Annotated in this window: 10 protein-coding genes; 8 read left to right on the forward strand and 2 right to left on the reverse strand. The window is 56.5% G+C overall.

The features are described from left to right. Positions 1-268 precede the first annotated feature (268 nt). Entirely contained in the window at positions 269-1,234 is a 966-nt protein-coding gene (locus H8B14_RS16025; protein WP_187316673.1) for a GAF domain-containing DNA-binding protein, read from the reverse strand. A gap of 323 nt (positions 1,235-1,557) precedes the next feature. Between H8B14_RS16025 and H8B14_RS16030 the strand changes: the two genes are divergently transcribed. From H8B14_RS16030 to H8B14_RS16060, 7 genes are all read left to right on the forward strand, one after another. Beyond that, a complete protein-coding gene (locus H8B14_RS16030) occupies positions 1,558-1,809 on the forward strand; it encodes a Sec-independent protein translocase subunit TatA/TatB (RefSeq protein ID WP_187316674.1) in 252 nt (83 codons plus the stop codon). Positions 1,810-1,820: 11 nt separating this feature from the next. Next, positions 1,821-2,240, forward strand: a complete 420-nt coding sequence (gene tatA / locus H8B14_RS21375; RefSeq protein WP_187316675.1) for a Sec-independent protein translocase subunit TatA/TatB — start codon at positions 1,821-1,823, stop codon at positions 2,238-2,240. Between the two features lie 13 nt (positions 2,241-2,253). Then, entirely contained in the window at positions 2,254-3,690 is a 1,437-nt protein-coding gene (gatA, locus tag H8B14_RS16040) for an Asp-tRNA(Asn)/Glu-tRNA(Gln) amidotransferase subunit GatA (RefSeq protein ID WP_187316676.1), read from the forward strand. A 151-nt stretch (positions 3,691-3,841) separates the two neighbouring features. After that, on the forward strand, positions 3,842-5,827 hold the full coding sequence (locus tag H8B14_RS16045; RefSeq protein WP_187316677.1) for a LysM peptidoglycan-binding domain-containing protein: 1,986 nt from the start codon (positions 3,842-3,844) through the stop codon (positions 5,825-5,827). A gap of 136 nt (positions 5,828-5,963) precedes the next feature. Next, complete coding sequence (locus H8B14_RS16050; protein ID WP_222840625.1) at positions 5,964-6,671, forward strand: DsbA family oxidoreductase; 708 nt, start codon at positions 5,964-5,966, stop codon at positions 6,669-6,671. A gap of 296 nt (positions 6,672-6,967) precedes the next feature. Next, a complete protein-coding gene (locus H8B14_RS16055; RefSeq protein ID WP_187316678.1) occupies positions 6,968-8,398 on the forward strand; it encodes an alpha/beta hydrolase family protein in 1,431 nt (476 codons plus the stop codon). 295 nt (positions 8,399-8,693) lie between these two features. Then, complete coding sequence (locus H8B14_RS16060) at positions 8,694-9,992, forward strand: alpha/beta hydrolase family protein (protein ID WP_187316679.1); 1,299 nt, start codon at positions 8,694-8,696, stop codon at positions 9,990-9,992. A gap of 169 nt (positions 9,993-10,161) precedes the next feature. Here H8B14_RS16060 and H8B14_RS16065 read toward each other — a convergent pair whose 3' ends face one another. Continuing rightward, positions 10,162-11,469: an MFS transporter gene (locus tag H8B14_RS16065; protein WP_187316680.1), complete on the reverse strand. Its 1,308-nt coding sequence runs from the start codon at positions 11,467-11,469 to the stop codon at positions 10,162-10,164. A 144-nt stretch (positions 11,470-11,613) separates the two neighbouring features. Here H8B14_RS16065 and H8B14_RS16070 point away from each other — a divergent pair, with 144 nt between their 5' ends. Beyond that, positions 11,614-12,036, forward strand: a complete 423-nt coding sequence (locus tag H8B14_RS16070) for a hypothetical protein (RefSeq protein ID WP_187316681.1) — start codon at positions 11,614-11,616, stop codon at positions 12,034-12,036. Positions 12,037-12,245: the final 209 nt, after the last annotated feature.

Consider the following 12,245-nt stretch of genomic DNA (forward strand, 5'->3'; position numbering starts at 1 on the left):
CTACACCCATGCTTCAACAGGGGAGCTGAACAAGCATAAAAAAAACCCATACCATTGGCACGGGTCTTTCTGAGCTATGAAAACAAACTTAGCTACCAGCTTGGGGAGCTATCCAGCCACTTCATCGCAGCAGCCTGATAGCGGATTCACATTCCGGTAACATTCCGAAATATAGAAGGAGGTCTAGTAACATAACCGTATTATTCGGTGAAGGCCTGTTTTTCCCCGCCGAACTATTATTTCTGAAACATTGCCTGTTTTTCGGGCCCTATATCAGATTCAGGCGGCTCAGCAAAACCGCCTTATAGGAGTTGCCGATGGGGATAAGGGTGGGGATGGGCGTACGCTCCTGGCTCCGGCCAGTGTCTATCTGCACAGCATCTCCTTCAATGGCCGTAATCCGGTCCAGGCACACAATGTATTTGCGGTGAATGCGGGCAAATTCGCGAACGGGCAGCTTAGCTTCCAGTTCCTTCATAGTGCTATACACAGTGTACCGCTCACGCGAAGTGTAAATGTTGACATAGTCGCCTAAGGCTTCCACATAGCGAATATCGTCGGTGTGTACACGCACCAATTTATGCTCCTGCTTGACAAATATTTCGGTGCGGCTGCCTACAAACATCGACTGTGCATTGTCATTGGCCATTCTCAGCAAACCTTCCAGCTTGTGCTGCTCTTGTTCCAGCTGCTGGCGTGCCCGCCTCAGTTCCAGGTGCGACATCACCTCTTTAGCCAGAATGCGCAGTGCCTCCCGCTGCTGCTCAGTGAGCGTGCGCGGTTCGGTGTCGATGGTGCAGATAGTGCCCAACGGCATACCATCCGGAGTGAGCAGCGGCACTCCCGCATAGAAACGCACGCCCATTTCGCCAGCCACTCCAGGGTAGTTCTGGAATACAGGGTCTAATTGCGGTTCATGTATCTCGTATACATCTTCCGCAAGCATGGCGTGCTGGCAGAACGATACATCCCGATGGTTCTCTACAACATCTATCGGCCCTGTACATGCCTTGATCCATTGCCGATCAGAATCAATCAGGGACACTAGCGAGATAGGTGTACCACAGATGTAAGCTGCCAGGCGCACCAGATTGTTGAAGGCTTCCTCGGGGGGGGTATCCAGAATGTAATAACTGCGTAGCGCTTCCATACGCTCTGCTTCCCAGGTGCTGGAAGCTACTGTACCTTTTCTACGCTTGGCAATGGACGAGGTAGCGGTATTATGCTTTTGCATAAACTGAGAGAAAAACAGTAGAACGGTAAGCGCAGGATTGTGTAAGCAACATCTTCGAAAGATAAAAGACAAATAACAGCAAACCACTGATTTTGCTCGCCGGACGCCGAGTATTATCCGTTCAAACCAGTAATTCGCCTGTTCAATGGTGTACCTGCGTACGAAGTTTGGCTAGTACTTGGATTGTTGAGCTGGACTAAGCTGCCGTGGCACCAAGCGGGCACTTTTTTTAAAATTATGGGGTACCTTTACCAATCCTGCCGCACCTCCGTATGCGTACCTAGGTTTTCCACTTCAAAACTGAACCCTTAGGGCCCTTGTTTATGCTCACTTCCATTTTGCTTCTGGCCATTGCGCCAAAAACCATAATCTTCATCATTTTGATTCTGGTGCTTTTCTTTGGTGCCAAGCGAATTCCTGAAATGTTCCGCGGGATGGGCCAGGGCATTCGTGAATTCAAGGCAGCCTCAAAAGAGCCGCAACCTGAATACCGGGACCGTCCGGTTGCGCCGGGTGCCCCCATCAACCCTGGTACTCCCGTTACGCCTACCAACCCTAACCAGCCGCAGGCTTAATTCCTTAGCGCATGCATACTCCTCTTTTTCTTTTTCTGGAAGGTATTGGCGGCGGCGAGATGGTGCTCGTTCTCGTCGTTATTCTGATTTTCTTTGGCGCCAACAAGATTCCTGAACTGGCCCGTGGCCTGGGCAAAGGTATCCGTGAGTTCAAAGATGCCTCGCAGGAGATTCGTAGCGAGTTTGAGAATGCCGGTACTCAGCAGCCACAGCAGCCGTATCAGCAGCAGTTCAACCAAAACTATGCGAATCCTGCGGCCCCGGTAGCACCACAACCAGTAGCCCAGCCCCTTCCCGACGCTGCCTATGCAGCTCCAGAAGCAACTCCCGCTACTACCTATGTGCCACCTATTGCTCCACCAATGGATGGTGGCATCACGCCTCCGGTGGCCACTCCCACCGAGCGCCCTCGCCTTGACCAAATATCCTAACTGATTTTTGAAATTGAGACGCTTTCATTCTCTCACGGAAGTTCGCAGCGAGCTGACGGCAGGCACCACCACCTGCCGTCAGCTCGTGGAGTATTATCTGGACAACATCGAGCGGCGTAACGGCCGCTTGAATGCTTTTCTGGAAGTATGGCCTGAAGAGGCCCGCGCCCAAGCCGATGCCGTAGATGCTAAGCTGGCCGCCGGTACAGCTGGCAAGCTGGCCGGCATGGTGATTGGCCTGAAGGACGTGCTGGCTTATAAAGACCACGCACTGCAAAGCAGCAGCCACATTCTCGACGGATTTAAGTCGCTGTTCACGGCTTCGGCCGTACAACGGCTGCTCGATGAGGATGCTATTTTTATAGGCCGCCAGAATTGCGACGAGTTTGCCATGGGCGCCTCCAATGAATCGTCCTACTTCGGCCCGGTGCGCAATGCCCTGGACGAGGAGCGGGTTTCGGGCGGTTCGTCGGGTGGCTCGGCGGTGGCAGTGCAGGCTGATTTTTGCCTGGCCTCCATTGGCTCCGATACAGGTGGTTCGGTGCGGCAGCCAGCAGCATTTTGCGGCATTGTAGGCTTCAAGCCCACGTATTCGCGTATTTCTCGCTATGGTTTGGTCGCGTATGCCTCTTCCTTCGACCAGATAGGGACGCTCACTCGCTCCGTGGAGGATGCAGCTTTGCTACTGGAAGTAATGGCTGGTGCCGACAATTTTGACAGTACCGTAAGCCAGCGTGATGTACCAGCTTACAGTGAGTTGCTGGAGCCTGCTCCACACTACCGCATTGGCTACATTCGCGACGCCGTGGAGCGCCCAGGCCTTGATAGTGAGATAAAAAACGCTCTGGAGCATACACTCAACGAATTACGTGGCCAGGGCCACGTAGTAGACGCGGTAGATTTCCCCTACCTCGACTACATGGTACCGACGTACTACATTCTGACCACCGCCGAAGCCAGCTCCAACCTGAGCCGCTTTGACGGGGTGAAGTACGGCTACCGTGCCCCCGATGCCACCGACTTGTCTTCACTGTACAAAAAAACCCGCTCCCAGGGCTTCGGTCCCGAAGTACAGCGCCGGATCCTGTTGGGTACTTTTGTGCTGTCGGCTGACTATTACGATGCTTATTACACCAAAGCACAGCAGGTGCGCCGCCTGATCAAGGATAAAACCGACGAACTGCTGCGCCAGTACGATTTCCTGCTCCTACCTACTGCTCCAACCACGGCGTTCCGTATTGGAGAAGTGAACAAGGATACGCTGGCCATGTACCTAGCCGATATCTTCACTGTACAGGCTTCGCTGGCGGGTGTACCAGCCGTTTCTATTCCGGCTGGTAACGATTCTGATGGCTTGCCTATTGGTCTACAGGTGATGAGTGGGGCGTTCCGTGAGGAGCATCTGCTAGCCTTTGCTAAGTCTCTGACTGAAACCCTCACGCCTGCTTAAGCCGGCATTTTGAGAGCAAGCCAAAACGACGAGGTGCCAATGCGCACCCCGTCGTTTTGGCTTTTATCTGGAAGTTATACTTGCAGTCAGTATATTTAACCCAATTTGAATCAGGGCTTTTCGTTTTTTTCACGATGACCCAGGCGAAGAAATGAAGAAACAGCTGTTGCGTGTTATGCTGGCCAGTGGTATGCTGGGGCTAGCTTCGCCCTTCGCCGGCATGGCGCAAAATCATCCGGCTGGCCGGCAGCAAACCTTGCCTGCTACCGCAGCCGACGACTCCACGCAGGTGGTAAACCTGGAGGTTCTACCTGACTCGCTGGCTGCCGAGCCCATAGCCGTGGATTCTGCGCGGCTGGCCTGGCTGCAAACGCCCCCGGAGTTGCGCGACTTGGTTGGGGACCGAATCAACTGCTTTGAAACCGACGCGCCGCACACGTTCAATCCGGCCGTGCTGTCGTTTGTGAAGCTGTTTACGGAGCGCAACCGCAAGTATATGCAGCGCGTGCTGGAGCGCGAAAACCTGTATTTCCCGCTGTTCGAGAAGTATCTCGCCAAGTACAACCTGCCTACTGACCTTAAATATTTGGCTGTAGTAGAGTCAGCATTGATTCCTACAGCTAAGTCGCCGGTAGGAGCTACGGGGCTATGGCAGTTTATGGGCCCTACGGCCGGCGACCTGCGCCTGCGTCGCGACGACTGGGTGGATGAGCGTATGAACCCGGAAAAGTCGACGGAAGCGGCCTGCAAGCATCTGCGCTACCTCTACGGCATCTTCCACGACTGGGAACTGGTGCTGGCAGCCTACAACTGGGGCGCGGGCAGCATGCAGCGCGTAATGCGCCGCACCGGTAAAAAATCCTTCTGGGACCTGTATCCGCACCTGCCCAAGGAAACGCGCAACTACGTGCCCACCTTCACGGCCATTATGTACTCGATGCAGTACGCGCAGGCCCATCAGCTTCACTCACCCGACCTGAAATACCGCTACGCCGAAGCCATGGATACGCTGCAGGTGGGTGGCCACGCGCTTGATCTGCACCGCCTCAGCCAAGCCTGTGGTCTGCCAGACTCGGCGGCGCTGCTGCGCTACAACCCCGAATTGCGCCGCAGCTGGCTGCCCGAAGGCTACCGCGCGTATGCGGTGCAAATTCCGGCAGCCAACCGCCCACAGCTGGCCGTAGTAGACCGCGCAACGCTGTTCGAGTATTGCCGGCCGCAAGCCGATCTACCGCAGCCTATGCAGCCCCTGATGGCCCGTTTGGAAGGCGTTACGCCCTTCCCGTCGCGCACCTTGGCGGCCAGCAGTGGCCCACGCGAAGAATCCGAAGTGGCGGCGCCGCGCTTCCGGCGGGTACGCCACACTGTCCGCCGCGGCGAATCGGTGGGAGCAGTAGCGGAGCGTTATGATGTAACGACTGCCCAGCTCGCGCGCTGGAACGGGCTGCGCAAGGGCAAAGCGCTGGTGCCAGGCAAGCAACTGGTGGTATTTGTGCCGATAGCAGTTCCGACCACACCCGCCAGCCGGGCCGTAGCTGCCACCGACCGTAAGCCGTCGGTGCCGCCGCGCCTGAACTCGCCCGCTGTTAAAGCGACCGACTCCCCCCTTACCCCAGCTTCCATGGCCGAGATGGTAGCGGCAGCAGAACCACTTAAAGCAGCCATTGCCAGCCGCAATCCGCAGCTCATCAGCCAGGAGGCCGCCGCTACGGCCGCTACACTGGCTGCAACAGATGACAGTGCGCCCATTACGTACGTGGTGCGGCGCGGCGACAGTCTGGCAAAGCTTGCGCAGAGCTATGGCCTGACTACGAGCCAGCTGATGGCCTGGAACCAGCTGGAGTCAGAGAAAGTAGTACCTGGGCAGAAGCTGCTGCTTACTGCGCCTGGCAATACCAGTGCTTCGGCCACCACGCGTACAGCCTCGCCTCGCGCTCCACACAAACCAGCAATAGCTACCGGCAAGCGTCCGGCGCCCGAGGTTGCCGATCAAAAAGTACACCTAGTACAGAAGGGTGATACACTCTATAATATTTCGCGCCGTTACCAGGGCATTACGGTGGATGAACTGCGCCGCCTCAATCACCTTACTTCCGACGAAGTGAAGCCTGGCCAAAAGCTCATTGTAGCCCGCTAGTTTTCAGCCTCTATTTACTTGGCCGGCCCTGCTCAGTGTGGGGCCGGCCTTTTTGCGCGCTTCGAAACCACCGCTGCCCGCCGTTGGTTATAGGCGCCGGAGCTATTCAACTCCGCCTCACTTCTGATTTTGCAGCATGAAAAAGATACCGGTAGAAATCTGGTCTGATATTGCGTGCCCGTTTTGCTACATCGGCAAGCGGCGCCTGGAAAATGCATTGGCCAACTTCCCGCACCGTGATGCTATTGAGGTGCAGTGGCGCAGCTTCGAGCTGGATACCGAGGCAAATCCGCAGCCTGGCGAAGGCATGTACAAGCGCCTAGCTGCCAAATACGGCAACACCGAACAGTGGGCCCGCCAGATGTCGGCGAACATGACAGAAATGGCAGCTGGCGAAGGCCTGGCTTTCGATTTCGACCACCTGGTGCCCGCTAACACCTTGCGGGCGCACCGCCTGGTGCACCTAGCCCAGCAGCACGGCCGCCAGGATGCCGCCAAGGAGCGGCTGTTTAAGGCCTATCTGGAAGAAGGGCGCGACATCAACGACGTTGCTACTTTGCAGCAGCTAGCCGCCGACCTGCAACTGCCGGCCGAAGAAGTTACGCAGGTGCTCTTGTCGGAAGCCTTTACCCAGGAAGTGCGCCACGATGAGTACCAGGCTCGGCAGATTGGTGTGCGCGGCGTACCTTATTTTGTTTTCGATAACAAATACGCCGTATCGGGTGCCCAGCCAACTGCGCTATTTGAGGAAGTTTTGGCCAAGGTGTGGGAAGAAGCACATCCGCAGCCGGTAGAACTGGCTGGCACCACCGGCGCTTCCTGCGACCTAGACGGCAACTGCTAATTTTTTTGCGTTGACAGCCCCGTGCAAACGGGGCAGGAAGCCGAGCGTCGGTTTCCTGCCCCGTTTGCACGGGGCTTTTATGTCCCTTGATTATGGGTGATTGGTAAGTAGCAGGTGGGCAGCACTCCACTTGCATAAAAAGCTCGATCGAACCAGAAATATTTTCATTCAACTACCTTTGATTTTGTTACTTTCCGTGCCGTATTCGTATGGAGAGTGCTTCAGCCTGCTTTCTTTTTAACTATATGAAGAAAACATTACACGCATTTTCTTTGCTATTCGCATTGCTGCTTGCTATGCCGGTTTTTGCTGGGGTAGCTCCAGTGCTCAACGGACAATGGCGCGGGCCGCTGAAGGTACCGGGCGGACAGCTTGACTTGATTGTCACTATTATTCCCCTCACCAACGGCGGCTATTATGCTGCCCTTGATGTGCCGCAGCAACGCATCTACCGCATGCCCGTGGAAGTGGAAGTGAAAGGCAACGAGCTGAACCTACACATTGAACAGGCTGGCAGCAGCTTCGTAGGCAAAATCCAGAACAACGGCGACCAGCTGACGGGCGTGTGGAAGCAGCCGGGCCTTTCGGGGCCGCTGGTGTTTGAGCGAGCTAAGTCAGCGGCTACGGCTTCTGGCAAAGTACGCCTCACGCCACCCTACCGCGAAGACGAAATCAGCTTCACCAACACTACCGACAAGCTTCGCCTGAGCGGTATCCTGACCGTGCCGGCCGGACCGGGTCCGTTCCCGGCCGTGGTGCTTCTCTCCGACTCCGGTCCTCAGGACCGCGACGCTGGTGAGCAGGAATACCGCATGTTCAGCATTCTGGGCGACTATCTGACTCGGCGGGGTATTGCGGTGCTGCGGTTTGACGACCGGGGCACTGGTAAGTCGCAGGGCATTTACCTTACCGCTACCACTCAGGATTTAGTGCGCGACGCGCAGGCCGCTATGGCTTTTTTGCGGGCCCGCAACCTCATCAACCCACAGGAAATCGGCTTTATCGGCCATGGGGAGGGCGCTAATGTTGCCTTTCTGGCGGCAGCAGAAGCCAGCACGGCCAAGCCAGCCTTTGTAGTATCCATGGCCGGGTACGGCTTGCCAGGCCGCCACGTGCTAACGCGCCAGCAGCTGGAAATCATGCGCCTGATTGGGGCTAGCCCGGCTCAGGTGAAAGCTTCCATGGAGCTGCATAGCCAAATGATTGATATCATCCGGCAGACGCCCAACGATGCACAGGCCCGGGGCAAAGTGGCCGCCACGCTGCGCATGAGCAACACCGACCTCGACCCGCACATGGCCCGCGCCCGCGCTATTCAGCTTACGTCGCCCTGGTCGCGCTACTTTATCGATTTCGAGCCTACTCGCAAGCTGCCCGAAGTGAAATGCCCGGTGCTGGCCATCAACGGTGCCGACGACCTGCAGGTGGAAGCCACCAACAACTTGGCGATGCTGCGCAAAGGCCTGCGTGCCAACCGCGACGTAACCACCCAGAAACTGCCCGAAGTAAACCACTGGATGCAGCCTAAACCCGAAGAGTGGGCCTTGGTAAATGGGGCACAGCAACCTACGTTCTCACCCAAAGCCCTTGATATGATGCGCGCCTGGATTGCCAAGCGTACCACCCAGCCCGAGGCTATTCCCGTGACGGTGAAACGCGAAGGAACCAAGAAAGCCGTTAAAACAGTCCGGAAGCTCCGTACGGCTCCCACGCAAGCCAGCCGCTAACCCTGAAGCTTGTACCAAGCGCACTGCGGGCGCTGAGCGGCCAGTATAGCCTGTGCATCTAATGCATTGGCAGTTCTGGCCGCTCAGCGCCCGCAGTGCGTTTGGCAGGAGCCAGCCAATGCCACAAGGGCCGTATACTTGCGCTTTCCACTATTGCTCTTTTATTTTTAGGCCGATGACAAAACGATATTGGAGGTGGCAAGGAGTATACATAGCCTTTTTTCTGGGCCTAGTAGGACTGGCGGCACCCACGCATGCCCAGCAGCTAAAGCCACTAACAGGCCCATGGCACGGTATGCTAGCTACTGCAGCCAATCCGCTTCAACTGATTGTACACATTGCCGAGCAGCCAGCAGGTACGTTAACGGCTACGCTGGATGTGCCTTCGCAAAAAGTATCTGCGTTAACCTTCTCAAGCGTTGAACTACGCCAGGACAGCCTGATCCTATTATCGGATTTTCTGGGGGCACGCTATGCCGCACGTCTTTCAGCCGATGGGCAGCAGCTGGCTGGCTGGTGGAAGCAGAACGGCGACCAATGGGCACTGGTGCTGCAGCGAGGCCTGCCAACACCTGCGCCTCCACCCGTTCGTCCTCAGGACCCTGTGGCTCCCCTACCTTACCTGGAGCGGCAGGTGCGCTTCAAAAGCTCAAATAGCGGGCCCGAACTCGCCGGTACCCTCACCTTACCGCCCAGCAAAGGTCCGTTCCCGGCCGTGGTGCTGGTGTCGGGCTCCGGCCCGCAGGACCGCGACGAAAGTATCATGGGGCACCATCCGTTTCGGGTGTTGGCCGACTACCTCACACGGCGCGGCTTTGCTGTGCTTCGCTACGATGACCGGGGCGTAGGCCAGTCGGGCGGCACGTTTGCTACGGCTACCACCGCCGACTTTTTGGCCGATGCGCAGGCGGCACTGGCCTTTTTGCGTACCCAAGCCGGCGTGCAGGCTAAGCACGTAGGCATGCTTGGCCACAGCGAGGGTGGCACCATTGCGCTGCTGGCAGGAGCCGGGCCGCAGCCCCCAGCCTTCATTGTATCGTTGGCCGGGATGGGGGTTAGTGGCCGCGACTTGCTGCTGCGCCAGCAGGCCGATGTGTTGCGCGTTTCCGGGCTCGACACCGCTAGTGCCGGCCGGATGCGCCGCACCCAGCAAACCTTGCTTACCATCATCCAGACCACTTCCGACAACCCGCCGGCAATTGCCCGGATGGTACCGCTGCTGAAGCAGGCCAGCCCAGGCGTTTCAGAATCTGTTCTGACTACGATGGCCACCCAGATGACTTCGCCCTGGTACCGGTATTTTCTAAACTTGAATCCAGCTTCGGCCTTGGCAAAAGTCAGGGTTCCGGTGCTGGCTCTCAATGGCACCAAGGATCTGCAGGTAGCCGCCGACCTCAATCTGGAAGCCATTCGGAGCGGTTTGCAGGCAGCCAACAACCGCAACGTAACCGTTCAGCGCCTTGATGGCCTCAACCATTTATTTCAGACTGCAACTTCCGGACTTCCTTCGGAATATGGCCAGCTCAGTGAAACCATATCACCTTCTGCGTTGCAGATTCTTGGTAACTGGCTGGCCATTCATGCGCGGCGCTGAATTACGAATTGCCGGAAAACCAAACACTTATCCACAATCATGTGGATAAGTTTGTTTATAAGTTCGATACGCATAAGAAGCACACTAAATGAGCAAAGCGCTGCTTTTGCGCTGCAACGCACAGCAGATTTTATACCTTCTCGTCTTCCGGAGAATAATCTGGGCCGAGCTACTCATCTTTTTGGGGCTTGGGAGTCAGATCAAGGTTGCGCAGCTTATCGGCGCGCCAGGCCGTGATACCAACTACGAGCAGCGTCATGGCGCCACCAAACACCACCGAGCGCACCACGCCCAGCAGCCGCGCCGCTGCCCCCGATTCGAAGGCCCCGATTTCATTGCTGGAACCGATGAAGATGTTGTTGACGGCTGATACGCGGCCTTTCATGTATTCGGGCGTGTAAGTATGAATCAGCGTGGAGCGCACGATAACCGACACGGAATCGAAAACACCAGTCAGGAACAGCAGGAACAACGACAGCCAGAAGTTGGTAGACAGCGCGAAAAAGATAGTAGCTACACCAAAGCCGGCTACGGCCCACAGCAGTTTGCGCCCGGCGTGGCGATGGAGCGGGAAATACGTCAGCGAAACTGCCATCAGCACCGAGCCCACAGCCGGGGCGGCCCGCAGGTAGCCCAAGCCTTCGGCGCCGGTATGCAGAATTTGATCGGCGAAAATAGGAAGCAGCGCCACAGCTCCTCCAAACAATACCGCAAACAAGTCCAGCGACAGCGCAGCCAGTACCAATTGGTTTTGGAAGATAAACTGCAGCCCACTTAGTACACTTTCTTTAAGCCCGAGCTTCTGTCCTTCAGTGGGCGGCAGCGGCCGGCCGGCAATGCTCAGAAACAGCAGCAACGACAGCAGCATCAAGCCAATATCTGCACCGTAAGCCAGGGAGATGCCAAAATGAGCAAATAGCAGCCCGCCAATGGCGGGGCCCAGTACGGCCGCTGCCTGCCAGGTAGTGCTGTTCCAGGTAATGGCATTGGAAAGCTGGGTGCGCTCCGGCACCAGCTGCGGCATAAACGAAAACACTGCCGGCCCCAGGAAACCCCGCGCCACGCCACTCACGAAGATGACAGCATAGAGCGGCAAGCCTCTGAGCACCAGCAGCCCACCCAGCGGAATACCAGCGGTAAGCAGAGTAGCGGCGGCAGGCTGCGCTAACAGCCACAGCGCCACCGAGCACAGCACCAGCACCGTTACCATGGCCACAATGATGTTCTTCCGCCGCACGGAATCAGCCAAGTGGCCGGCATACAAAGACACCACAATGCTGGGAATGGCCTCCGCCAGCCCAATCAAACCCAACGCCAGCGGATCACCGGTGAGCTTGAACATCTGCCAGCTGACCACCACACCCTGAATCTGGGTGGCAAGAGTCAGGCAGGCGCGAGCCGAAATGAAGCGCCGGAACTCCGGCAAGCGTAGCGCGGCGTAAGGGTCGTGGCGGGGAGCCGGAACAGCAGAAGGCATATAGCAGCTTAATACAAACGAGCAAGCAAAGGTAGCCGGGGCCCGCGGAAGCCAGCTGCTTTTGGCGGCCTTAACTTTGTAGCGCGGTGGGTTCTTTGTAAGATTGATAACCCACCACGTATACCGCCTTTCACCCTCACATTTATGCCAATACCTATCCGACTAGCCGATTTGGCGGAACTGACTTTTCGCCCTGATTTGCAAGTGTTGTTTGCGCGGTGGCTACGGCCCGTTTTCAGCACCGAGTTGCAGCAAAGCTATGAGGCCCTGTTAGCCGCTGCTACACCGCACCAATGCCGCTTCTGGCTGCTCGATCTGCGGCGGCGCGGTATCAGCAGCGAAGACGACACTCTCTGGACACTTGAAACATTCCTGCCCCGTTTGGCCACACAGTTGGGCGGCCGGGTATATCTGGCGTTTCTGGTATCTCCCAGCCACCTCTCTGCCGTCGACCAAGAGGCGGGCGCCCCAATGGTTACCAACACTCAGTGCCACGTACGACTCTTCACCGATGAGGGTACGGCTACTGCCTGGCTGACCCGGCGGCGCCAGCACGAGAGTGTCTAAGGCTACTACTTCTCTGGCATTAGCAGGCTTAATGATGCAACCTTTTAAAAAACTTATAACGGGATAGTTGTGAGTTTTAGGTGGTATTTAAGGCAATAAAACACTGAATATCATACATATTATATTTTATATTTGAAAAAATATTGAAAAAATAATTAGTCTGTGCTGGTCACTCATTGTGTTTAGTCTGGCAGTTCTCTACATTTGGT

The organism is Hymenobacter puniceus (genome assembly GCF_014333525.1).
Lineage (GTDB): Bacteria > Bacteroidota > Bacteroidia > Cytophagales > Hymenobacteraceae > Hymenobacter.

Coding starts and splice junctions, on each gene's coding strand:
- H8B14_RS16065 (WP_187316680.1), bottom strand. CDS start 11,469: ATGCCTTCTGCTGTTCCGGCTCCCCGCCACGACCCTTACGCCGCGCTA.
- H8B14_RS16045 (WP_187316677.1), top strand. CDS start 3,842: ATGAAGAAACAGCTGTTGCGTGTTATGCTGGCCAGTGGTATGCTGGGG.
- H8B14_RS16055 (WP_187316678.1), top strand. CDS start 6,968: ATGCCGGTTTTTGCTGGGGTAGCTCCAGTGCTCAACGGACAATGGCGC.
- H8B14_RS16070 (WP_187316681.1), top strand. CDS start 11,614: ATGCCAATACCTATCCGACTAGCCGATTTGGCGGAACTGACTTTTCGC.
- H8B14_RS16060 (WP_187316679.1), top strand. CDS start 8,694: ATGCTAGCTACTGCAGCCAATCCGCTTCAACTGATTGTACACATTGCC.
- H8B14_RS16025 (WP_187316673.1), bottom strand. CDS start 1,234: ATGCAAAAGCATAATACCGCTACCTCGTCCATTGCCAAGCGTAGAAAA.
- H8B14_RS16050 (WP_222840625.1), top strand. CDS start 5,964: ATGAAAAAGATACCGGTAGAAATCTGGTCTGATATTGCGTGCCCGTTT.
- tatA (WP_187316675.1), top strand. CDS start 1,821: ATGCATACTCCTCTTTTTCTTTTTCTGGAAGGTATTGGCGGCGGCGAG.
- H8B14_RS16030 (WP_187316674.1), top strand. CDS start 1,558: ATGCTCACTTCCATTTTGCTTCTGGCCATTGCGCCAAAAACCATAATC.